The 22,305-nt window shown below is 55.8% G+C and carries 29 protein-coding genes and 2 pseudogenes; 20 read left to right on the forward strand and 11 right to left on the reverse strand.

All coding sequences use genetic code 11. The annotated features are described in order from the left end of the window. Positions 1-68: 68 nt before the first annotated feature. The 5 genes and pseudogenes from D1641_RS15635 to D1641_RS15655 form a co-directional block, all read right to left on the reverse strand. A pseudogene (locus D1641_RS15635) lies at positions 69-875 on the reverse strand (recombinase family protein); the annotation flags it as partial. A 116-nt stretch (positions 876-991) separates the two neighbouring features. Further along, positions 992-1,258 (reverse strand): DUF6870 family protein, encoded by a 267-nt coding sequence (locus D1641_RS15640; protein ID WP_044919915.1) that lies wholly within the window; start codon positions 1,256-1,258, stop codon positions 992-994. Positions 1,259-1,367: 109 nt separating this feature from the next. Then, positions 1,368-1,568 carry a hypothetical protein gene (locus tag D1641_RS15645; protein ID WP_160667330.1) on the reverse strand — a complete coding sequence of 67 codons (201 nt, stop codon included), beginning with the start codon at positions 1,566-1,568 and terminating at the stop codon, positions 1,368-1,370. A gap of 331 nt (positions 1,569-1,899) precedes the next feature. Then, positions 1,900-2,322, reverse strand: a complete 423-nt coding sequence (locus D1641_RS15650) for a sigma-70 family RNA polymerase sigma factor (protein ID WP_160667333.1) — start codon at positions 2,320-2,322, stop codon at positions 1,900-1,902. Between the two features lie 451 nt (positions 2,323-2,773). After that, positions 2,774-3,604, reverse strand: coding sequence for a class I SAM-dependent methyltransferase (locus D1641_RS15655; RefSeq protein WP_004036683.1), 831 nt, complete (start codon positions 3,602-3,604; stop codon positions 2,774-2,776). A gap of 392 nt (positions 3,605-3,996) precedes the next feature. Here D1641_RS15655 and D1641_RS15660 point away from each other — a divergent pair, with 392 nt between their 5' ends. Further along, positions 3,997-4,353, forward strand: a complete 357-nt coding sequence (locus tag D1641_RS15660; protein ID WP_160667335.1) for a helix-turn-helix domain-containing protein — start codon at positions 3,997-3,999, stop codon at positions 4,351-4,353. A 187-nt stretch (positions 4,354-4,540) separates the two neighbouring features. Here D1641_RS15660 and D1641_RS15665 read toward each other — a convergent pair. Next, positions 4,541-5,335: pseudogene (locus D1641_RS15665) on the reverse strand (hypothetical protein); the annotation flags it as partial. A 26-nt stretch (positions 5,336-5,361) separates the two neighbouring features. Further along, positions 5,362-6,495 carry an aldo/keto reductase gene (locus D1641_RS15670; RefSeq protein ID WP_160667337.1) on the reverse strand — a complete coding sequence of 378 codons (1,134 nt, stop codon included), beginning with the start codon at positions 6,493-6,495 and terminating at the stop codon, positions 5,362-5,364. 117 nt (positions 6,496-6,612) lie between these two features. Here D1641_RS15670 and D1641_RS15675 point away from each other — a divergent pair, with 117 nt between their 5' ends. From D1641_RS15675 to D1641_RS15740, 14 genes are all read left to right on the forward strand, one after another. After that, the gene (locus D1641_RS15675; protein WP_160667339.1) at positions 6,613-7,062 is read left to right on the forward strand and encodes a MerR family transcriptional regulator; all 450 of its coding nucleotides are present in this window, start codon (positions 6,613-6,615) and stop codon (positions 7,060-7,062) included. 57 nt (positions 7,063-7,119) lie between these two features. Next, the gene (locus D1641_RS15680; protein ID WP_160667341.1) at positions 7,120-7,848 is read left to right on the forward strand and encodes a class I SAM-dependent methyltransferase; all 729 of its coding nucleotides are present in this window, start codon (positions 7,120-7,122) and stop codon (positions 7,846-7,848) included. Between the two features lie 11 nt (positions 7,849-7,859). Next, entirely contained in the window at positions 7,860-10,226 is a 2,367-nt protein-coding gene (locus D1641_RS15685) for an endonuclease MutS2 (protein WP_160667344.1), read from the forward strand. Between the two features lie 25 nt (positions 10,227-10,251). Continuing rightward, on the forward strand, positions 10,252-10,899 hold the full coding sequence (gene nth / locus D1641_RS15690) for an endonuclease III (RefSeq protein WP_160667346.1): 648 nt from the start codon (positions 10,252-10,254) through the stop codon (positions 10,897-10,899). A gap of 247 nt (positions 10,900-11,146) precedes the next feature. Then, complete coding sequence (locus D1641_RS15695) at positions 11,147-11,731, forward strand: DUF2975 domain-containing protein (protein WP_160667348.1); 585 nt, start codon at positions 11,147-11,149, stop codon at positions 11,729-11,731. Positions 11,732-11,742: 11 nt separating this feature from the next. Beyond that, complete coding sequence (locus D1641_RS15700; protein ID WP_160667350.1) at positions 11,743-11,967, forward strand: helix-turn-helix transcriptional regulator; 225 nt, start codon at positions 11,743-11,745, stop codon at positions 11,965-11,967. After that, positions 11,964-12,110, forward strand: coding sequence for a hypothetical protein (locus D1641_RS15705; protein WP_160667352.1), 147 nt, complete (start codon positions 11,964-11,966; stop codon positions 12,108-12,110). Before D1641_RS15700 ends, D1641_RS15705 begins: the two co-directional genes overlap by 4 nt. Further along, entirely contained in the window at positions 12,107-12,673 is a 567-nt protein-coding gene (locus D1641_RS15710) for a hypothetical protein (protein ID WP_160667354.1), read from the forward strand. The genes D1641_RS15705 and D1641_RS15710 overlap by 4 nt, the downstream gene beginning before the upstream one ends. Before the next feature lie 14 nt (positions 12,674-12,687). Continuing rightward, the gene (locus D1641_RS15715) at positions 12,688-12,999 is read left to right on the forward strand and encodes a hypothetical protein (protein WP_160667357.1); all 312 of its coding nucleotides are present in this window, start codon (positions 12,688-12,690) and stop codon (positions 12,997-12,999) included. Between the two features lie 12 nt (positions 13,000-13,011). Continuing rightward, positions 13,012-13,335, forward strand: coding sequence for a hypothetical protein (locus D1641_RS15720; protein ID WP_160667359.1), 324 nt, complete (start codon positions 13,012-13,014; stop codon positions 13,333-13,335). A gap of 1 nt (position 13,336) precedes the next feature. Then, positions 13,337-13,906 (forward strand): hypothetical protein, encoded by a 570-nt coding sequence (locus D1641_RS15725; protein ID WP_160667362.1) that lies wholly within the window; start codon positions 13,337-13,339, stop codon positions 13,904-13,906. Positions 13,907-13,961: 55 nt separating this feature from the next. Beyond that, positions 13,962-14,243: a YabP/YqfC family sporulation protein gene (locus D1641_RS15730; RefSeq protein ID WP_160667364.1), complete on the forward strand. Its 282-nt coding sequence runs from the start codon at positions 13,962-13,964 to the stop codon at positions 14,241-14,243. Positions 14,244-14,335: 92 nt separating this feature from the next. Continuing rightward, the gene (locus D1641_RS15735) at positions 14,336-15,544 is read left to right on the forward strand and encodes a sporulation protein YqfD (RefSeq protein ID WP_160667366.1); all 1,209 of its coding nucleotides are present in this window, start codon (positions 14,336-14,338) and stop codon (positions 15,542-15,544) included. Positions 15,545-15,683: 139 nt separating this feature from the next. Next, positions 15,684-16,661: a PhoH family protein gene (locus D1641_RS15740; protein WP_160667369.1), complete on the forward strand. Its 978-nt coding sequence runs from the start codon at positions 15,684-15,686 to the stop codon at positions 16,659-16,661. A gap of 146 nt (positions 16,662-16,807) precedes the next feature. Here the strand turns inward: D1641_RS15740 and D1641_RS15745 are convergent, their stop codons facing one another. Beyond that, positions 16,808-16,990 (reverse strand): hypothetical protein, encoded by a 183-nt coding sequence (locus tag D1641_RS15745; protein ID WP_160667372.1) that lies wholly within the window; start codon positions 16,988-16,990, stop codon positions 16,808-16,810. Positions 16,991-17,067: 77 nt separating this feature from the next. On the opposite strand from D1641_RS15745, the gene D1641_RS15750 reads away from it, so the two are divergent. Further along, on the forward strand, positions 17,068-17,280 hold the full coding sequence (locus D1641_RS15750) for a helix-turn-helix transcriptional regulator (protein ID WP_160667374.1): 213 nt from the start codon (positions 17,068-17,070) through the stop codon (positions 17,278-17,280). Between the two features lie 46 nt (positions 17,281-17,326). On the opposite strand, the gene D1641_RS15755 is transcribed toward D1641_RS15750, so the two are convergent. The 3 genes from D1641_RS15755 to D1641_RS15765 form a co-directional block, all read right to left on the reverse strand. Next, positions 17,327-18,571: a glycosyltransferase family 39 protein gene (locus D1641_RS15755; protein WP_160667376.1), complete on the reverse strand. Its 1,245-nt coding sequence runs from the start codon at positions 18,569-18,571 to the stop codon at positions 17,327-17,329. 429 nt (positions 18,572-19,000) lie between these two features. Then, positions 19,001-19,417, reverse strand: coding sequence for a hypothetical protein (locus D1641_RS15760; RefSeq protein ID WP_160667378.1), 417 nt, complete (start codon positions 19,415-19,417; stop codon positions 19,001-19,003). 6 nt (positions 19,418-19,423) lie between these two features. Next, on the reverse strand, positions 19,424-20,326 hold the full coding sequence (locus tag D1641_RS15765; RefSeq protein WP_160667380.1) for a hypothetical protein: 903 nt from the start codon (positions 20,324-20,326) through the stop codon (positions 19,424-19,426). Between the two features lie 470 nt (positions 20,327-20,796). On the opposite strand from D1641_RS15765, the gene D1641_RS15770 reads away from it, so the two are divergent. The 4 genes from D1641_RS15770 (at position 20,797) to D1641_RS15785 (ending at position 22,278) form a co-directional block, all read left to right on the forward strand. Then, positions 20,797-21,057, forward strand: a complete 261-nt coding sequence (locus tag D1641_RS15770; protein WP_160667383.1) for a hypothetical protein — start codon at positions 20,797-20,799, stop codon at positions 21,055-21,057. Positions 21,058-21,078: 21 nt separating this feature from the next. After that, a complete protein-coding gene (locus tag D1641_RS15775) occupies positions 21,079-21,663 on the forward strand; it encodes a hypothetical protein (RefSeq protein WP_160667385.1) in 585 nt (194 codons plus the stop codon). Positions 21,664-21,838: 175 nt separating this feature from the next. Continuing rightward, positions 21,839-22,018, forward strand: a complete 180-nt coding sequence (locus D1641_RS19890) for a 4Fe-4S binding protein (protein WP_347707450.1) — start codon at positions 21,839-21,841, stop codon at positions 22,016-22,018. Then, positions 22,015-22,278 carry a hypothetical protein gene (locus D1641_RS15785; protein ID WP_160667389.1) on the forward strand — a complete coding sequence of 88 codons (264 nt, stop codon included), beginning with the start codon at positions 22,015-22,017 and terminating at the stop codon, positions 22,276-22,278. Before D1641_RS19890 ends, D1641_RS15785 begins: the two co-directional genes overlap by 4 nt. Positions 22,279-22,305: the final 27 nt, after the last annotated feature.

Genomic DNA, 22,305 nt, shown 5'->3' on the forward strand with positions numbered 1-22,305 from the left:
TTTTTTCCCTCCTCTCCGCCACAAAACTACATTTTTTCCTCGGCGTTTTCTTTCATTTTATCATTGGCGCTGACAATAATCTTGTTTCCCCACATGGGAGCGTCCGATATAGCCGGGGAGTAGGGCAGGCCCTTTAGCTTTCGGTATGCCGTGGGGCTGGGTATGCCGTGGTCGTTCAGGTACATCACAATTTGAAGTTTGGCCATACCTTGCAGGCACAGCTCGTAAATCTTCTTGACGATTTCAGCGGCCTCCGGGTCAACGATTAGCTGGTGTTTGTCCTTGGGGTCTTTTATGTAGCCGTAGGGAGCGAAAGAGCCGATGTACTGGCCGTTGCGCCGCTTATAATCGAAAACCTGCCGGATTTTCTTTGAGGTCTGATAACAATACTGGTCATTCATCACGTTTGTTATCGGAACGATAATGCTGTTCACACTATCCGGGTTTAGGTAGCTGTCCACGCCCTCGGCCAAGCTGATAAAGCGGACGCCCATCTGCACAAAAAGGTTATCAATCAGACTTCCGGCATCGCTATAATTCCGGGCGAAACGGGAAAGGTCTTTCACCACAACGCAGTTGATTTTCCCGCTCATTACATCCCCCAAGAGCCGCTGGAAACTTTCACGCTCCGTATCGGTTCCCGTGTGGCCGTCATCCACATACTCGGTGTAGCTTTCAAATTCTTCCGCATGGTTGAAGTGAAAATCGTTGAGTATGTCGCGCTGGTTTTTCACGCTGTTGCTATCGTCAAGCCCCCGGTTGATTTTCTGCAAATCCCCGCGGGAAAGCCGGATGTAGCCGCCCATTTTCCAGAGCCGGGCCGTATAGGTAGGGGTCAAAGTCTGCTGATACCCTCTGTTTTTTGTTCGTGCCATTGTTCCTCCTTCCCTATCACATTACACTTATATTATACCTCTGTCCGGGGCAATCAACAAGGATGTCGATGCTTTGGGACAATTTGTCTCGAAGTAAGAACGGGCCGCAACAGCAGTTACAGCCCGCTCTTTTGCCGGATAAGAAAGGCGGTCAGCGTCTCCTGCAGGGAGGGGCCGCCCTCGGCAAATTCGATTTTTACGCCCACGCCGCCCACGCTAAAGCAGTACGGATTGACGGCCCGTTTCACAAACCGGGCCAGCCGCTCCTCCCGGGGGAGGGTACGGTCAAAGGCCATACCGCTCACGTCAGCCAGCGCATCCGCGCTCACCGCGCCGATGTTCACACTTTTCATTTGTTCCAGCTCTTGTGCGGTCAGTTTCACGGCAAAACCTCCTTTTGCGTTTTGGGTTGGTGGGGAAACGCGAAAGGGCAGCACTCCGAAAAGTGCTGCCCTTTGGCCTATCCCTACCTTGGGACAAATTGTCTCGAACTTAATAGGGGCTGTCCAGAAAATGCGCCTCGGCCTCTTCCAGCCCCCGGCAGTCGAACACTTCGTAGAGCTCGGCCACCACGCGCCGGATGTCCTCGGCAGAAAAGCCACAGTTTTCCATCGCATAGATGACATAGCCCCGGCACACGTTGTTGCTCCACGGCTGGGCCAGCAGAGCGGCCAGAGTGGGGTCGTATTCCATAAGTCCGCCTCCTATGTAAAGATGGGGAGCGCCGGGCCCGTATGTTTGGCCCGTCAAAAGACAGCAGTTAGCGGCCCGGCGTTCCCTTGTTTTGTGCGGCGGCCCCAAGCGGCAAGCGGCCAGCTTGTCCCTCGCGGATCGTGGCCGTGGGGGTGGCAGTCTCCCCACGCGCGGCGGTGGTGTTGGTCGCTCGTCCTCCCGTGGGAGAAGTCACCGCGCACCCGCCGCCCGGCTCCCCGCGTTCACCTGGGGCCGCCCGCTATTCAGTTGTGGAGAAGAAAAAACTTCCTCTCATATACCACCAGAAAAATGGAGCAAATGGAGACGGCAATCACGGATTTTTTCTCAAATATTTTTTCATCTGTGCGATGCCGCTGAGAACGGAGCGCCGCACCGCGCTCTTATCCACACCCTCGGCTTTGGCAATCTCCCGGTAGGTCATGCCAAGGATAAAGTGAGCATCCACCCTCCGGCCCTGGGTTTCCGGCAGGCTGTTCAGCGCGTTCCACAGACGGCAGAACCGCTCCTTGAGCTCCAGAACCTCGTCCGGGGTGAGCTCGTGCAGGCAGGAGGAATATTCGATGCCGTCATCCGCATCCAAGGAATAGTATGCCTTGTTGTAGCGGGCCCGCTCGGTATAGGCCGCCTCGTAGCGGACACTGGCCCAGAGCGCCTCGGCCACATCATCAGAAACTTCCATATATTCATCCTGGGTGTACCAGTAGTAAAAGTCGCGCAAGTTAATAATCGTCATGGTATGTACCTCCATATCGTTTTTTGTGGTTGGGTTTCCGGGAAACGATATGGAGGGCGGCGGGGAGCGACACCCAGGGGAGCCGCCCCGTACCTTGGGACTGTTTGTCCCAAAGTAGAGCCGACAAGAAACGACAACGCCCGCACAGCGTTGTACTGTGCGGGCGCATGAAATGACGCAGTTCTTTATGTACTTACAAATTTCGCATTGATGGCCAGAGTAACCCGGTGGAGGAGTTAAACTTTTTTTGACAAGTTAAGTGGGACAAATATAGAAAGAAACATAGCGACATCTCCTAAATACCGCCATGTCTCAAATAATTCAGTCCATATTAAAGAAAAATGACGGTTATTTCAAAACCGTCACTCGCCAAAACAACTTGAAATGGGCATAGCAAATCACCCTGCCGATTTACGGTTTTTTTAATCGCCAGGGTGACTGCCAGTACAAATTATTTTTTCAACAAAACTGCAAGAGTTGAACTGTGTTCGCTGTATGTGCTACCAGATACATCACCAAAATATTCGCATATTTTGAAACCGCTACCAACTGTCTCCTCTTCCAGTGCTTTTTTAGAAAAGTAAGTATCCCACAAATAGTAATTGCTTACTTTCTTCTTTGCGATAACCAATGTTTGGCGAAGTGTTACATTATCGGGGTATTTACAAGCCCTGTTTAATGCGATGTAGTTTTCTGGACACCAAAAGCCGCCGTCAGGACAGACTTCCCATGTTTGGCTTTCTTGAAAATTTTCAAGCTGGGTGAGAGAAAATACATCCAGCAAAAACCTTCCGCCGGGTTTGAGATGTTGGTAAATGATTTTCAATAATTGTTTTCGGTCATTTGTCGATAATGCCCCGAAGTCGCAGTAAATCATTGTTGCGAAGTCAAATTTTTTATCTAAAGATAATTTCAGATAGTCTTGATAAAAATAGTCAATAGGTAGTCCTTTTCTCTTTGCGTTCATCTGAGCATAATTTATAGAACGGTGTGAAAAATCAACACCTACAACCCTATACCCCTTTTTTGCATACCGCTCAGTATAAAGACCGGGGCCACATCCAATGTCAAGTACTGATGGATAGTGTTCTGAGGGAAGTATTTTGCTGATCCAATCAACTGATTTTTCAATAAACTCCAATTTTCTACTTGCCCCATCATAGTTTGGATTTAGATGGGCGTTAAGCATCTGTAGTGAAATGTGTTCATCATCCCAAAAAGGTATCTCTGTTTTAGTATAGAGAGGTGGCTTTTTGAAAAGCGGTGTTAATTCTGTTAGCATACAAGTTCTCCTTTCGTAATTGGACAAAATAAAAAGCCGTAGATTTTACTCTACGGCTAACTTCCTTAAAAAGATGAAAGATAGATAAGAGTAAAATAAAATCAAACAGTAGGCGCAGAAACAAAACTGTAAAAACAGTTGTTTCTTAACCTATTCAGTTGATTTTATCTACTCTTTTCCAGTCACGCCCATGCCACTGATTATGTGACATCTGATGTTCCGGACTTCATCACCTTTTCTTTTTTAATTTTATTGTTTTATTCTATCAGATGGATTCTCTTTTGTCAATGGCATATCCAAAAAAATGAAATTAAATACTACTTAAAAATAAAATTATGTTTCGTTCTCATATTCCACCCCGAAATGTAAAATAATATAGGGGTGATGTGAGAATGTACCAATACAAAAAACGCCTGGACTGTCATGCCCTGGGCCAAGAAATCAAGCGCAGACGAAAAGCCAAAGGCTGGACGCAGGAGCACCTGGCCCAGCTTGTAGACCTCACCCCTCGCTCCATCATGTATATTGAGAACCGGGGCCAGCACACCAGTCTCAACGCCTTTTACAAACTCGTTACCCTTTTTGATATTTCCGTGGATGAATTTTTCTACCCGGACAAGCTGGGCGGCGAGAGTGAGCGCCGGAAACACATTGACCGGATGCTTAACGATATGGACGAAAAGGAGCTTATCATCATAGAGGGAGCCGCAGAGGGTATCAGAAAAGCCAGAGAAACGGAGGGAGCGTAAGGAAAAGCGCGGCCTCCGTTTTTCGCGCCATGTATAGGGGAGCGCACAAACGGCAAGCAATTCGGGTGTGGCCACACTCCGAAATTTTTGCTGGGCCGCAGGCCCGCAAAAATGCTTGTTGGGGAGCCTCCCCAAACCCGGCTCTTTGGGACAAAATGTCCCAAAGAGGTTGGCTGCGTCACCGCCGCTATCGCGTCTGTTCCTTATCAGTGCGCCCGTCCGTAAGGCCGAGCAGATGGTCGATGTTGGCCTTGACCGCCACGGCCTCCCGCATATCCCGCTGGGCCTGCCGATACTCGGCATAGAGGGACTTTTTCTTATCCGCCAGCTCCCGCCGCTGTTTTTTTAGCGCGTCCATTTTGGGGAGCTTTTCGCCGCCCGACAATTCATTCATAGCGGCCCGGGCCGCCCGGTAGGTGGCAAGCTCTGCCTCGTGCTCGGCCAGATACTTTTTCGAGTACCGGGACGCCTTGTAGCCGTCAAACACGGGCCGGGCCTTGGCATAGTCCACCACGGCCCCCATCAGCCCGGAGACTTTGGAGAGGGCGGCCTCGGTGGTCTGGAGCTCCCCGGCCAGCGCGTGGGCCCGGTCAACCGCCGCCGTGGTCTTTGCCGCCAGCGCGTCATAGTCGGTGAGATTGTTCTCCTGCAGAAACTGGAGGGCGGCGGCCATCTGCTTTAGGTTGTAGACTTTCGCCCACCGTTCATAGGCCGGGCCCTTGCCCTCGGCCATGCGCTTTTGAATGTCGATGATAAGCCCTACCTGCCGGGGCGGGGGCGGCGCGTCCTTGGGGAGCTCCGGGAGGGGCCGCTCCCCGGCAATCACCGCCCGGATGTCCTCGGGGTCAAAGCCCGCGCCGAGGGTGGATGCCCGGAGCCGGGTGTACTTGTCCTGCCCCGGAGCAAGGAACGATACCACGCCGCCCCGCCCGCGCTTGACGGCAAAGCCGGACTCCTCCACAGATAAGAGGAACGCGGCGAAAAGCGGGCTTTTTCTGTGCTGGGGTCTTACAGCCCCAGCTTGGCGGAGAAATCGGCCAGAGCCTCAGAAATTTTGATCTGTTGAGGGCATACCGCCTCGCAGCTGCGGCAGCCCACACAGGCAGAGGGCTTTTTCTCCTCGGGCAGCTGGCCCACCCGCATGGGGGCGATGAAGCCGCCGCCGGTAAAGGCGTGTTCGTTGTACAGCTCCAACAGCATGGGGATGTCCAGCCCCTGGGGACAGTGGGAGGTGCAGTAGCGGCAGGCGGTGCAGGGGACAGAGGTGCGGCCCGTCATGCTGTCCGCGATGGACAGGAGGGTCCTCCATTCCTGCTCAGACAGGGGCTTTTCCCGGGCAAAGGTGTTCAGGTTGTCCTCCACCTGCTCCATAGTGGACATGCCCGACAGGGTCACCGTCACCGAGGGGACCGACTGGACAAACCGGAAGGCCCAGGCGGGCACCCCCTCGTCGGGGCGCAGTTCGCGGAGCCGGGCGGCGTACTCCTCGGACAGCCTGGCAAGCTTGCCGCCCCGGACTGGCTCCATCACCCAGACAGGGATGCTCCACTCCTCCAGCAGCTCCACCTTGGCCCTGGCGCTCTGGAACTCCCAGTCCAGCCAGTTGAGCTGGATTTGGCAGAACTCCATGTCTTTGCCGTAGGCCTCCAGAAACCGCTTCATGGTGTTCAGGTCGCCGTGGGCGGAGAAGCCCAGGTGCCTGATCTGCCCTGCCTTCTTCCGGGCCATGAGGGACTCATAGATGTGGTTTTTGGGGTCTAAGTAGGTGTCAATATTCATCTCGCAGACGTTGTGAAAGAGGTAGAAGTCGAAGCAGTCCACCTGGCACTTTTTCAGCTGTTGGTCGAAGATTTCCTCCACCTTACCCATGTTGGACAGGTCGTAGCCGGGGAACTTGTCGGCCAGGTAGAAGCTGTTCCGGGGGTACTGCTTCAAGATACGGCCCAGGACGGTCTCGGAATTGCCCGCGTGGTAGCCCCAGGCGGTGTCGTAGTAGTTGACGCCCCCCTCCATAGCCCGGGCGATGAGCCGGGCGGCCTCCGTCTCATCGACGTTGGCGTCGTTCCCATCCACGGTGGGCAGGCGCATGCAGCCAAAGCCCAGGGCGGACAGACTCAAATCCTGAAACTGCTTGTAAATCATGGTTGACCATCCTTTCATTGACGAATCACAGCGGAGACGCTATAATGGTCCTGTAAGTATGGAAGGATTATATAACTTAAAGTCAACTTTAAGTCAAGCCCTTTGGAGGAGATTTTTATGTTTTACACCATTGGTGAGATGGCCCAGAAGCTGAATGTGGCTCCGTCCACCCTGCGGTATTACGATAAAGAGGGGCTGCTGCCCTTTGTGGAGCGGTCCAGCGGGGGCATCCGCATGTTTAAGGACGAGGACATGGAGTGGCTGCGAATGCTGGGCTGTCTGAAAAAGGCGGGGATGCCCCTGAGGGAGATTCGCTCCTTTATGGAGCTGTCCCGCCAGGGGGATGATACCATCGACCAGCGGCTGGAACTGATTGAAAGACAGCGGAAATCGGTGCTGGAACAGCAAAAACAGCTGGAGGATACCCTCCTCATGCTGGACTACAAGCAGTGGTACTATCAGACCGCTCAAACGGTGGGCACCTGCGCCGTCCACGACACCCTGCCCCTGGACCGGGTGCCAGAGCGGTTCCGCCCCCTGAAAGAGGAGTGGAAGGCAGAAGAATAGAAGAGGATGGCCTATTGGCTGTGCCACGGTTGAAATAGAAGATGGAGCGTAAACGACATGAATAACGAGTATGATAATGAAGGATTTTTTAACCAGTACGCCCAAATGCCAAGAAGCAGAGATGGATTGACAGCGGCGGGAGAGTGGCATCAGCTGAAGCCTTTATTTCCTGCACTTCAAGGCAAGTCGGTTCTGGATTTGGGGTGCGGCTATGGCTGGCACTGCCGGTTTGCCGCGGAGCAGGGGGCCGAGCGGGTGCTGGGCATTGATTTAAGCGAAAAAATGATCAGCGAGGCGAAAAAGCGCAATGGGGAGCCGGGAATTGAATACCGCGTCTGTGGGATTGAGGAGTACGGGTATCCGGAAAATACCTGGGACTGCGTTGTCTCCAACCTGGCCCTGCACTACATTGAGGATATCAGGCAGATTTTTCAGAAGGCACACCACACCTTGACGCCGGGCGGAATTTTTCTCCTGAATATGGAGCACCCGGTCTTTACCGCCGGGGTGGGGCAGGACTGGCTCTACACAGAAGCTGGTGTGCCTTGGTGCTGGCCGGTGGATCAATACTTTATGCCCGGAGAGCGGAAAACCCATTTTTTAGGGTGCGATGTAAGGAAACAGCACCATACGCTGACGCAAATTTTAATGGGCCTGCTGAACAGCGGTTTTACCCTGGAAGCGGTGAAAGAGGCGGAGCCGCCTGTGGAAATGCTGGACCTTCCCGGAATGCGGGATGAGCTGCGCCGCCCGATGATGCTGTTAGTAAGAGCAAGAAAGACTTAAAGGAGAACCCTATGAGCGAATTATTTGAAAAATCCATGGCCACCCTGGAGCTGCCCCGGGTGCTGGAGCTGCTGTCCGGGTGTGCCGTCACTGACGAGGGCCGGGAGCGGGCCCGGGAACTGCGGCCCATGGACGATATCGACGACGTAAAACGGGCCCAGGATGAGACCACCGCAGCCGTCAAGCTGCTGGTCCTCCGGGGGACCCCCGGCTTTGCCGGCATCAAGCCGGTAGCCGCCAGCCTCCAGCGGGCGGACATGGGGGGCAGCCTGAACACAAGAGAGCTGCTGGAGATCGCCGCCGTCCTGCGGGCGGCCCGGACCGCCTCCGACTATGGGGCGGGGGAGGAGAAGACCTCCATCTCCCACCTGTTCCGGGCCTTGACCACAAACCGATTTCTGGAGGACACCATCACCAACTCCATTGTGGGGGAGGACGAGCTGGCCGACTCCGCCAGCCCGGAGCTGGCCTCCATCCGCCGGCACATGCGGGCCACCGAGTCCAAGGTCCGGGATATCCTCCAAAAGCTGATCTCCTCCAACCAGTCCAAGTATTTGCAGGAGTCCATCATCACCATCCGCTCCGACCGCTATGTGGTGCCCGTGAAGTCGGAGCACAAGAACGCCATCCCCGGCCTGGTCCACGACGTGTCCTCCTCGGGCTCCACCTTCTTCATCGAGCCCATGGGGGTCGTCAAGGCCAATAACGAGCTGCGGGAGCTGCTGGCTAAGGAGAAAAAGGAGATCGAGCGGATTTTGGCCGAGCTGTCCGCCCAGTGCGCCGCCCATAAGGAGGACATTTCGGAGGACTACCAGCTCCTCATCTGGCTGGACGCCATTTTTGCCCGGGCAAAGCTGTCTTTGAAGCTGGAGTGCACCGAGCCCAAGCTGTCTGACAAGTACCTCCACCTGCGGGGGGCCCGGCACCCCCTGCTGGATCAGAAAAAGGCGGTTGCCAACGACCTGGAGCTGGGGGAGCGGTTTGACACCCTGGTCATCACCGGCCCCAATACCGGCGGCAAGACGGTCACATTGAAAACCCTGGGCCTCATCACCCTCATGGCCCAGTGCGGCCTGCATGTCCCGGCCAAGGACGACTCCACGGTCCGGGTCTTCTCCCGGGTGCTGGCCGATATCGGCGATGAGCAGTCTATCGCTCAGTCCCTGTCCACCTTCTCCTCCCACATGACCAACATCGTGGGCATCCTGGGGGAGGCGGACGGCGATACCCTTATCCTCTTCGACGAGCTGGGGGCGGGCACCGACCCGGTGGAGGGGGCGGCGCTGGCCGCCGCTATTATTGAGTCCGCCCGGGGCATCGGAGCCCAGGTTGCGGCTACCACCCACTACGCCGAGCTGAAGGTCTACGCCATGACCACCCCCGGGGTGGAGAACGCCTCCTGCGAGTTCAACGTGGAGACCCTGGCCCCCACCTACCGGCTGGTGCTGGGCATCCCCGGCAAATCCAACGCCTTCGCCATCTCCCGGCGGCTGGGTCTGCCCGAGTATATCATCGAGAAGGCTGCCGCCCGACTGGATGCGGAGAATGTCCGGTTTGAGGATGTGCTCACCCGTCTGGACCAGCAGCGGCAGGAGATGGAGCGGGAGCGGGCCGAGGCCCGGCGGCTCAAGCTGGACATGGAGCAGAGTGCGGAGAAGGCCCGGGAGTATCGGGAGAAGCTGGAGGCCGAGCGGGCGAAGGTGGTGGAGAAGGCCAACGCCGAGGCCCGGGCCATCATCGAGGAGGCGAGAGCCGCCAGCGACCTGGCCCTGGCCGAGCTGAAGGAGCTGAAAAAGCGCCAGGACCTGGACTGGCAGCAGGTGAACGACGGCCGGGCGGAGGCCCGGCGGCTGCTCAACGAGGCGGAGCGGAATATCGGCGGAAGTGCCCCCGAGGTGGAGCCCCCGCCCCCCACCCGCCCGGCGAAGGCGGGGGACACGGTAGAGCTGGTGTCTATGGGCACAAAGGCTACGGTCCTGTCGGTGAACAAGGACGGTTCCCTCCAGCTCCAGGCAGGTATTTTGAAGATCTCCGCCAAGCAGGAGGAGGTCCGGGTGGTGGAGGGGGAGACCCAGGCCCAGAAGGAGACCCGGAAAATCATCGCCCGGGCGGAGCGGACCATCCGCGCCGCCGCTGTCCCCAGTCAGGTGGATCTGCGGGGGATGATGACCGACGAGGCCGTCGCCAATCTGGAGCGCTTTCTGGATACTGCCATGATGGGAAAGCTGGAGACGGTCACCATCGTTCACGGCAAGGGCACCGGCGCGGTGCGCTCCGCTGTGCGGGCGTATTTGAAGCGCAGCCGCTATGTAAAGTCTTTCCGCCCCGGCCGGTACGGCGAGGGGGAGGACGGGGTCACTGTGGCTGAGCTACGATAAGAGAAAGAGATAAGAGGTAAGCGCTATGAACAAGACTCCTGAAGAGATACGCGCCATTGTGGAGGAGCTGAAGGTCCTCTATCCAGACGGCATCTGCTCCCTGGAGTACCAAAAGGACTACGAGCTGCTCTTCTCCGTCCGGCTGGCCGCCCAGTGCACCGACGAGCGGGTGAACAAGGTGACCCCCGCCCTGTACAAGCGGTTTCCCACCCTGGAGGCCCTGGCGGAGGCGGAGATTGCCGAGGTGGAGGAGTACATCCATTCCACCGGCTTTTTCCGGGCCAAGGCCAGGGACATCGTTCTGGCCTCCCAGATGCTCCTCCGGGACTACGGCGGCAGGGTTCCGGACACCATGGAGGACCTGCTCAAGCTCCCCGGCGTGGGGCGAAAGACGGCCAACCTGATTTTGGGGGACGTGTACCACACCCCCGGCGTGGTGGTGGCGGACACCCACTGCATCCGCATCACCGGCCTGCTGGGCCTCACTGACGGCACCAAGGACCCGGCCAAGGTGGAGATGCAGCTGCGGGCCGTCCTGCCCTCGGAGGAGTCCAACGACTTCTGCCACCGCATGGTTCTCCACGGCCGGGCGGTGTGCGTGGCCCGGCGGCCCCAGTGCGCGGAGTGTACCCTGCGGCCCTGGTGCGACCACTTTGCCAAAAACGGAGGCTGACAGGAGAGCGCCAAAAGCCTCCCTTCGCAAAGGGAGGTGGCATTTGCGGAGCAAATGGCGGAGGGTTTTCTCCTACCGAGACACAACAGACTCTTATAGGAGAAAACCCCCACCCGGCTTCGCCGGGAGCCCCCTTTTGCAAGGGGGCCTTTTCCTTATCCTAAAATTTATCGAAAAACAATAAAAATATATTGACAATCGGTTTTGCGTATGCTACGATAGGGCCAACCGAGAGGAGGAATTACCCATGGAAAAGACTGCTGTCCAGCGCCTGGCGGAGGTTTTGCGGCTGCTGGTCTGGATCGTTTTCCTGCTGAATCTGCTTTGTCTGCTGCTGGTGCCGGGCTTTGCCGGGCTGGTTGCGGAGAGAGAACTGGGCTCCATGCTGGTGTATTTAAGGGAAGAACTGCCGAATTACACAGCTCACACCCTGGGCCATGTGCTGATGTTTTGCCTGATCAGTTTTTGGGCGGTCTGGATGAACTGGCACAGCGCCCTGCTGACGGTTTTCTTCTGGCTGTGCGGCGGCTGTACCGCCTCCATTCTCTGGCAGGCGAAGCGGGTGCTGGACACGATCCTGGAGGGGAACCCCTTCCAGAGGAAGAACGCCAAAGCCCTGCACCAGGCGGCGGTGTGCTGCTGGGTGATCTCCGGTGCGGCGCTGGCCCGGCTGGTCTGGGGGTTTGCCTACTATCGAAGCATTGCCCCCCTGTTTACCTACAATGCCCTGTTTATCCCTGCGTTCCTCATGGGGGGCCTGCTCTTTCAGGTGATGTCCGCCCTGTTCCGCCAGGCGGCGGAGCTGAAGGAGGACCAGGACCTGACCATTTAGGGGGTGGGGCTATGGCGATTATGGTAAACCTGGATGTGATGATGGCCAAACGAAAGATGTCCCTGGGGGAGCTGGCCCAAAAGGTTGACATAACAATGGCAAACCTGTCCATTTTGAAGAACAATAAGGCCCGGGCGGTACGTTTCTCCACGCTGGAGGCCATCTGCAAGGCTCTGGACTGCCAGCCTGGGGATATTTTGGAGTTTGTCCCTGATAGGGAGGAGGATGCCCTGTGAAAAAGAAAGCCTGCCAGATAAAAGAAATATTATGTAAACTATTGGTGAAGGTCTGGATTGCCCTGTCCTTTGCGTGTATTGGGTTTTTGCTCTTCTGGCTCTGTCTGGGCGTATTCGTTCAATGGGGGTTGAGCCGGACATGACATGGAAACGGTTCCAAGGAGTAATCTGGGCTCTGCTGGCGATGTGCGCCGGGGGAGCGGCCCTGCTCTTGCTGGTCAGCGGCAGAGGCCTTCTGCTGATCGGCCAGGTGAGCGGCGGGGATATCATGGCGGTCCTGGGGATGGTCTTTCTGCTGACCCTGCTGGTCTGGGGGGACGGGGCCATTGCGGCGTTTCTGAAGGGCTGGGAGCGGGTGGCCGCACTGGCTTTTGCCTTGGTCGTGGAGACACTGGCCCTGCTAATGCTGCTGTTTTTCGTGTTTTACTTCAATACCAGCCCCGAATACATCCCGCTTCGTGGCCCGACAGGGGAGACAGAGCTGGTGGTCTGTGAGGAGAATTGGCTTTTCAAGGTCTGGGGGAGCTTTTATCGGCCTGCCGGACCATTCTGGATTCAAAGCACCGGCGTGTCGTACGAGGTGCGCGACTGCTGGCCCTTTCGTGAGGGCCGCTATGAAATAGAGTGGGCGGAGGGTCAGGCAATCATCCACTACGACACCGGAACGGGGGTTTGGGAGACCTGCGCTGTGCCGCTGAATCAGTGACAAGGAGGATTGAAATGGGTATTGTGTTCGCACTTTTGGGACTTGCTGTGCCAATCATTCAAATGAGGCGGCTGGTAAAGGGCGGAAGGGGCCTGGGGCACTTTGCCCCTGTTCTGAGCATGGGTGCGTGCTGTCTGACAATCTGGAATATGCTGCGCAGCTATGGCCTGCGGGTGGCCCACGGCGACTGGTCCGGCCTGGAGGATACCTATGAGGCGGTGAACGGCATCGCCCTGACCCTGCTTGTCATTACGCTTCTGCTTAACCTGTTCCTGGCCTGGGCGGAAAACAAGCTGGACACGGAGGAACGGGAGCCAAATACTTGAGGAGGTTTTGTGTTGAACTACGGAATGTTGAATTTAGCCAGTGTTGCGCTGGGGCTGGTGGGCTGGGCTATTCCTGTGTTCCAGCTTGGGCGCATGGCAAAGAGAAAAGGTGGAACAGGGCGCTATGGGCATATTCTGAGCATGGGGGCGTGTGCGCTGGCCTTCTGGTGTCAAATCCGCTATAACGAGCATTTGATCGACATTGAGGACTGGGGTGCGATAGTGGACACCATCGATGCGGTGCGCAAGGTGGCGCTGTTCCTGTTGGTCACCACGCTGATTGTCAATCTGGCCGCGGCCCATATGGAGAATGTCCTGGACAAAGAGGAGATCTGATATGTTTGGACTGTCTCAAATGATGTTTACTCTGGCTGCGCTGGGCGTCCCAGTGCTGGGTGTCGCCGGGGTGTACTGTCTGCTGTACTGCAAGGGAGAGGAACACTTCAGGCACTTGACATGCGCGGCGGCGGTATTTCTGGCAGCGGCGGGGTTGCTGATCGGGGGCGGCGCTGTGCTGGGACGGTTCGGTCTGGCCTGGCGCGGCGGGCCGTCGGCGGTGCTGTTCGGCGTGATGCTGGTCAGCGGCTGGATCGGTCTGATTTTTACCATGGCCTGCTTGCTGCCCAGGTCGTGGCCGATGGTGAGCGCCGCTGTCCGGAGGACCGTCAAGGGGGCGCTCCTGCTCCTTACGGCTCTTGTGCTCCTGATCGCTCTGTGGGTGGGGCCGATGATGCTCATCTTTGCCTGCGGAGACGACGAGCGGGTGGTGGAGTACCGGGGCCAGACCCTGGTGGAGGTGAGCGACGGCTTTATGGACTCCCACTGGAGTTATTATGTCTACCGCGGCCCCCTGGTCCGGGGGAGGGAGCGGGTATATGAGGGTTACGAGCCCCTGGTCCACAGCTAAAAAGGCAGAAAGTTTCACCTCTCCCCGTCATATAGATAGGGGAGAGGTGATTGCTATGTCACAAAAGCCCCGGCGTATTGGATTTTTGGAGCGGGCGGCGGAGACCTTCGACCTGCCCGCCGACGCGGTGGCCGGGCTGCCCAAGCTGGAGCTGGTGGGGGACGGGGAGCTGCGGGTGGAAAACCACAAGGGCATCCTGGCTTACGGCCGGGAGGAAATCCACGTCAGCGGCGGCGTGTTTCTCATCAAGATTGCGGGTCAGGAGCTGGAGCTGCGGGCCATGACCGGGCTGGAGCTGCTGATTACAGGGAAGATTTCCCAGATTACCCTGGCGTAGCGCGGCAGGGGCGGCCTGTGGCCGCCCGTTCCTTGGGATATATGTTCCGTGGGCGGCCAGAGGCCGCCCCCTACAGTCAGGGAGGAGATTCCATGCGTCATCTGATGAATTTTATCCGGGGAATGGTCTGCGTCCGGCTGACGGGCCTGTTCCCTGAGCGGCTGATTAACCTGTGCGCCCAGGAGGTGATCGACTTCTGGGCCATAGAGTGGCTGGACGAGCACACCGTCCGCTTTACCACCCGCCGGCACACCCTGGGTCTGCTGGAGGAACTGGCCCTGCGGGCGGGGTGTGAGGTGGTGCGGGAGTCCAGCCGGGGCCTGCCCGACTTTTTGGGCCGGTTCCGCACCCGGTACGCCTTCCTGGCCGGGCTGATCTTTGCTCTGTGCGCGGTGAGCCTTCTGTCCCGGTTTGTCCTCACGGTGGAAGTGACCGGCAATGAGAACGTCCCCACCGCTGTCATCCTGAGCCAGCTGCGCCAGCTGGGAGTGCGCCCGGGAGCTTACGGCCCCGCCCTGCCCTGCAAGCAGCTGGCCCAGGAGGCTCTGCTCCAGCTGAAGGACCTGTCCTGGATGGCTATCAATCTCCACGGCACCCGGGTGGAGGTCATTGTCCGGGAGGTAATCAAGCAGCCAGAGCGGATCGACGAGTCGGGGTACTATGACGTCGTGGCCCAGGCGGACGGGGTCGTCACCCACCTGGAGCCGGAGCGGGGAGAGGCCCTGGTTCAGGAGGGGGACGTGGTGGCGAAGGGCGATGTGCTTATCTCCGGGACGGTGTCCATGGAGCCGCCTCTGTACAGCGACAGCCCCGTCGTCCAGTACCAGACCCACGCCCGGGGCCGGGTCTGGGCCCGCACCTGGCGCACCCTCACCGCGGCCCTCCCCCTGGAGACGGCGGTGAAGGACTACACCGGGAAGGAAAAAAGTGTCTGGTCGGTAAATATTTTTGGAAAGCGAATAAAAATTTTTGGAAACACTGGTATTGTCTGGCCAATGTATGATAAAATGACCGTAGTGCGTCAGGCCCGCCTCCCGGACGGCCAGACGCTGCCCCTGTTCCTCAGCCGGGAGACCTTCCGGGCCTATGACACACGGACCGTCCAGGCGGACCAGGATGCTGCCCAGGCCCTGCTGGAGGAGGAGCTGCAAAAACGGCTGACCGCCCTCATTGGGGAGGACGGCCAGGTGGAGGAGTTCCAATTTTCCGCCCGGGTGTCCGGCGGACGGCTGGAGGTAACCCTCACCGCCCGGTGTTTGGAGGAGATCGGGGAGGAGCGGCCGGGGGAAGAACAAGGATAAGGCCCCCTTTGTAAGGGGGCTCCCGGCGAAGCCGGGTGGGGGGTTTTTACAGAGTAAACCCTCCGTCATCCGCTTCGCGGATGCCACCTCCCTTTGCGAAGGGAGGCGATTGAATAAACCAAGGAGAGATCATTTACTCATGACAGAACAGACCATCAGCTTAGAGCGTCTGGAGGAGACCATCAACGTGTTCGGCTCCTTCGACGAGAACATCCGCATCATTGAGCACGAGATGGCGGTCACGGTGGTGAGCCGGGACTCCATGCTCAAGGTGGCGGGAGAGGACCCGGAGGGGGTCATGTACGCCGTCAAGGCCATCGAGAGCCTGATGACCCTGGCCTCCAAGGGGGAGAGCATCAACGAGCAGAATGTGCGCTATATTGTCCAGCTGGTAAAGGAGGGCAGAGAGAGCCAGATCGTCCAGCTGGCGGGAGACGTGATCTGCGTCACCGCCAAGGGCAAGCCGATCAAAGCCAAGACCCTGGGCCAGAAGCGGTATGTGGAGGCCATCAGGAACAATGTGGTCACTGTAGGGGTGGGCCCCGCCGGAACCGGAAAAACCTATCTGGCGGTGGCAGCCGCCGTGGCCGCCTTCCGGGCCAAGGAGATCAACCGGATTATCCTCACCCGGCCGGCGGTGGAGGCGGGGGAGCGGCTGGGCTTTCTCCCTGGCGACCTCCAGTCTAAGGTGGACCCCTACCTGCGGCCCCTGTATGACGCCCTGTTCGAGATGCTGGGCCCCGAGACCTACCAGAAGTATCTGGAGCGGGGCAATATCGAGGTAGCGCCCCTGGCCTATATGCGGGGGCGCACCCTGGACGACTCCTTCATCATCCTGGACGAGGCCCAGAATACCTCACGGGAGCAGATGAAGATGTTCCTTACCCGGCTGGGCTTCGGGTCCAAGATCGTCATCACCGGCGATATCACCCAGATCGACCTGCCCGCCGACAAGGTGTCCGGCCTGCGGGAGGCCATGCGGGTGCTCAAGGGGGTAGAGGACATCGCCATCCTCCGGCTGGGGGAGGCCGACGTGGTCCGCCACGCCCTGGTGCAGAAGATTATCAAGGCCTATGAGGTGGACGAGGAGCGGCGGAGCAAAAAGGACAAGCGGTGACTTTCAGGCCTCAGCAAAAGCCTCCCTTCGCAAAGGGAGGGGGACCGCCGCCAAAGGCGGTGGGGGAGGGTTTTCGTCACCGCAGCGGCATTTTGGAGAAAACCCCCACCCGGCTTTGCCGGGAGCCCCCTTTGCGAAGGGGGCCTTTAAGGCTCCTCCAGGCAGGCGCTGCCCAGCTGGAGGCCTATGCGCAGTCCGCTGTAAAAGGACCAGAGGCCGTGGCCGGCAACAGGGTCGTCTTTCAGTTCATCGGGCCAGAGCCTTGGCTCAGGCCCGGTGACCATGCCGCGGTAGAGCAGTTTTATGATTAGGGGGATTTCGTTGCCCATTTTAGGATTCCTCCTTTTTGTGCAGTTAACTGCCTATACTGTAACATGCAGATTACTGCGTGTCAAGAGGGGATATTATGTTTTCGGAAAAAATTCGTCTACTTCGGAAAGAACACGGTATGACCCAAGCTGAGATGGCGAAAGTGATAAATATGTCAATTCGGGGTTATCAGGATTTGGAACGTGGCGTAATGCCCCGGTCAGATAAGTTGTTAGCTATTGCTGAGTTTTACCAGGTTTCCATAGACTGGCTCATGGGCCGGACAGACAAGCGCGAGGTCAACCGCTGACAGATGAAAACCGCCCGCCGGAGGTTCCGGCGGGCGGTTTTACGGTTCAGAGCTGGCTTAGCGGCTCGTCCCGGTGCGTGAAGGCGCAGACCAGGAGGTCGCCGGCGAAGATGGCCATGAATGGGAGATATTGCAGGGCGTAGCGGATGACAGGGACAAAGAGGAAGGAGGCCGCTAAATAAACCCAGAACACCAGGGCAAGTCCCCACCAGCGCCGGGTGAACAGAGCCCGCAGGGCGCCGAAAAGCCCCACATAGACGTTCACGTTCCAAATAAACGTCACCAGCGCATTGAACTGAGTGCCCACATCCTGCATGAAGATGATATAGAACTTCCCGAAGGTCATCCAATAGGTCATCCCAACGGGGTCATCCAGGAACAGCTGGAGCATCAGCTTCAGATTGCCGGAGAAGCTGCCGGGATCGGCCAGACCCGTCAGGTCAGGGGCGGGGCCGGCGTAGATGGATTCAGGCAGGCCGGACAGGGCGGGAGAGAGACCGGCGTAAATGGGGTTGGTCTGGGTGGCCAGGGGGATGAACTGGTGCAGAGTGACCAGATTTCTGATCCACCAGGGCAGGCACACCGCCACGAAGCCCGCCAGAAACAGCAGGAGGGGGGTGAGGAAGGCCCGCCACTTCTTCCAGTTCCGCACCAAGCTGGGCAGAAAGACGAAGGGCAGAATAACCACAATCAGAGGACGCACCATCATAGCCAGGGCAAACAGGGCGCCCGACAGCGTGTAGCGCCAGGGCTTGTCCCCTTGGTTCGCCCACAGGAAGGTCAGGAAAAAGAGCAGCATATAGAAAAAGTAGAGGGGCTCGGTGAGCAGCTTGGTGCCATAGAAGTAGTAGGAGGGGTTGAAGGCGATGAGGAAACAGGCAATAAAGCCCACGCTGAATTTCCCGGTGAGCATTTTGCCCAGCAGATAGGTGAGCAGCACTGTGGCGGCAATCAGCACGCAGTGGACGATCTTGAGGCACAGCAGACCGTTCAGGTCCGAGCCGAAAATCGCCATGCCAACGGCCAGAAAGACGGGGTAGCCATAGGGGGTGTAGGCGTCAGGTCCCTCCCCCCAGTAGCTGTAGACATGGTCGGAAAGAAGGCGCCTGGCCATGTCGATATAGTGCCCCTCATCCGGGGAGTAGTCGGTGCTGTAAAATCCAAAGCGCTTCATGCAGAGAAAGGCCAGCGCAAAGGAAATCAGGCATACCAGCAGGACGGCGGCCCGCTGGACCAGCCGCTGGCGGTCGCTGTCCGCAAGAAGAGATATGTCGATCCGCGGTTTTTTCATGGTGTTCAGACTCCTTTTGATCTCTCTTGATAGATAGAATTTGGAGCAAGTTTCCGCTTTTTAAACTTCATTGCTCACAATTTGCCGCATTTCCGGTACGATTGCGATACCGTATATGGGAATCTTTTGACCTACATTATAGCATATCAAATAAAAATTACCATACCCTTTCAGAAAAAATGTCCAGGGCTTGTTTGAAAAATGTCAATACGCCCAAAGGGCGAGTCTTATTGTCCGAAGGAATTAGAACTTCCCTGCTTACAAGCATCAAACTCTTTCGGACCTTTACCTGTATATTTCAGGAATACATCATTTTGCGATGATAATCTTTAAAAAAATTTCCGCCCCGACCAATAAAGGTGGGGCGGAAGAAACAGGGGAACAAATTAATTTTCCGAATATGAAAGCAATCACTGCAAGACCTATACTTTACCTGCCTGTAACATAAATCGTTCTGGTACGGGAATCCCGACCGGCACTATTTTCCGCAAAGATGGTTACAACCACTTTGTATTCGACTCCGGCCTCGCTGTCACAATATATCGTGTTCGTCTTGAACGCAGAATCAGTACGGCTCATTCCGTCATCATCTTCATCCCAGCTGTCTGTCAAAACCCAGCGAGAGCCAGACTTCTCATACACATAAATACTTTCGCATCCAATTTTATCCATCCCGTTGTTTCCAACAACCGAAAAATAAATATTTAAAGTGCCGGCAACCGGAGTCACTTTCATGTCATATTGATTAATTTGGATACTGGCCCTGGTAGTGGCAAAGGCAGGCACGGCAAACAAAAACATACATACCGCAGCCATAAAAAGAGAAATAAAACGCTTTCTTTTCACAATCATCTACTCCTCATACATTGATCGTATCAGTTCTTTCACAGTGGCAGAATCTAAGTCTGTTGCGATACTGCACTCTAAGGCATCTGTACACCAAGCAACAGTTATATTGGTCACATTGTTGAAAATATAGTGAGTAACTCCGGCATATTCATATACTTCAACTTCCAAGCCATCCTTTTCATATACTCTACTAGATGATCCACCAAATTGGTTCAAAATAAATACAATATAATTTGAATCTCGCATGTATCTGGCATAAAAATCTATGTCGTTAGTTGCAGGGTCAATATGCAACTCAGATTCTATGGTTTCAAACCCCTCCGGTATTTTAGGGACTTGCATGGGTATATTGCGTTCCGTTAATGCCAGCTGGAACTCTTGGAGCCCTTCCGGGATGGTTTGCGTATCGGAGCCCATATCGTGTGCAATAACAGAGGGATTATTAGGAGTTTCGTCGCTCGGAAGGGAACCGAAACCAAATACACTTTCTGTCCAATTGGCAATCGCACCAAACACATCTATTCCGGATGCTTGTACAATAACAAGACTTCCAAACAGGCAGGCTGTAATCAAAGCAGCCACCAGGCCGGTACGAAGCATATAGCAGAAAGGTTTTGGAGCTTGATGCTGAGACCGTGGCGTCTCTATTGAAACTACAGACTGTATTTTTTCAATAAAATCATCATAGGAAGTTTGAGTGTCCAGATCACCTGAAATTAGAGATTTACGATCCATAGCATCCAAGTACGCATCAATGATAGCGGGATCATAATCTTCTTCAGTCATCAGGTCTATGGCCTCTTCCATAGCATCTGCCAGTTCAGAAACAGTCATAGAATCCAGTTTCGCCGAGGATATATCAAAACATGCTGGATGATCTGAAGAATTACTCAAATTAAAATCCATAATACCCCCTTTCCACACCCTCTACACCTGTATGTTTTGAAGAGGGTGTTTTGTTGCAAAAAATTTTTTCAGATTTGGTTAGCTGTCCCTTTACATTGCAGCGAAAAATCATTTTGCATTTTCTGCAATGCACGATTGCCCTGAAAGCTCTGCTCTGGCCACTAGGGAATCCAACTTTATTATAGCATATTTTCCCAAACAATAAAAGCCCAAGCTTCATTGTATTTTTTATCCAAAACGGTAGTTATTCTTTATCTGTTACTGCCAAAAAATTGTCCTGGACATTGGAAACGGTTTACTTACGATGACATATTTCAATTGAGCTTGTGGCGCATAAAAGTTTTTTATGAATCATTTATTATGTGTATTTTACAGAGAAGGCGGTCCGTATTAAAATCTTTTTATGAGACCTGATAAGAATTAACCACAGGCCCGCGATAGAGCCAAAATAATTAAGGAGGAACTGTTACATGCTGGAACTGAAAATGGTCACAGAAAGCTATCCCCACACCTTACCTTTAAAGGACGGACGGGTCACAAGCGATAAGGTCCACTTGAACTTTACGGAGTTTAAATTCGCCCACGAAGCGTTTGACGATCAGGTGGAGAGCCAGCCCTATGATGTCTGTGAGATGGCGGTGGGGACTTTCTTCCAGGCGCTGGATTTTAAAAAGCCGCTTCGCTTGCTTCCGGTTGTCTGCCTGGGCTCCTTCCACCACGGCAGCATCTAGTATGATCCCGCTCAGGGCGTCGTGACACCCGCCGACTTAAAGGGCGCCCGTGTTGCTGTTCGGGCTTATACCCAGACCACCGGCCTGTGGTGCCACGGCGCACTTCAGGAACACTTCGGCATCGCTCCTGAGGATGTGACATGGGTCACCACCGAGGCGCCCCATGTGGCCGGTTATGTCAGTCCCTCCAATGTCCTTCGTGCGCCCGAAGGCACCAAGCCCATGGACCTGATTACCTCTGGCGACTGCAAAGCCATCATACTGGGGCCCCGCAATGCGAAAGGGACCAACCTGAAGTCGGTAGTCCCCAACGTGGACGAGGTTGTGGAGGCTTGGCGCACTAAACACAATGCTATGCCGATCAATCACATGATTACGGTCACTGAGGATATGATTCAGAACCATCCTGAGGCGGTCCAAGAGGTCTATGACATGCTCAAGAAGGGCTATGAGATTGCCAAGGAGGCCGGTGAGCTGTCTCCTGCGATCCGAATCGGTCAGGACGCCGTATGGCACACGCTGGAGGTTTGTATGGACTACTGCGTGGCGCAGGGGCTGATTTCCCGCAAGTTCACCAGGGAAGAGGTCTTTGCTCCGGTGCGGTAAAACCAGATAAAACAACCCGCTTTCCGGGGAAACAAAAGGAAACGATTTGGCTTCCGGCGCTTTGGCTTGAGTTGCCGGAAGCCTTTTATACCATGTGACAGGTGGAACAGCAGAAACAACAGTTCAACAGGGTAAGGGAGTGCGTGAGACAACGGCAAAACGGTTTCAAGTCACAGTGAGTGAAAAGAACTGCAAGCAGTGCGGCATTTGTTCCTATTTCTGCCCCAAAAAGGTTTTATCACAGACGGTAGGGCATTGCCCGACCGTAGAAGCTCCGGAAATGTGCATTGGCTGCAAGCTGTGCCAAATGCGCTGTCCGGACTTCGCAATTGAAGTGGAGGAGGTTATGCAATGAAGAGCGAAAAGCGTTTTATTGAAGGGAATATCGCCATTGTTGAGGGAGCCATTGCCGCAGGGGCTCGTTTCTATGCGGGATATCCCATTTCGCCCAGCTCCGAAATTGCGGAGTATTCCTCCAAGATGCTGCCCAAGGTGGGGGGTATATACATACAAATGGAGGATGAGATCAGCTCCATGGCGGCGCTGCTTGGCGCCTCGGCGGCGGGAAAGAAGTCCTGCAAACAAAAGTCAAGCCCTAAAATGGAAAAATTTTGAGTGGGTGAAAAAGGGAACAACAAACTA

The sequence above is a fragment of the Colidextribacter sp. OB.20 genome (genome assembly GCF_009911595.1).
Classification (GTDB): Bacteria; Bacillota; Clostridia; order Oscillospirales; family Oscillospiraceae; genus Lawsonibacter.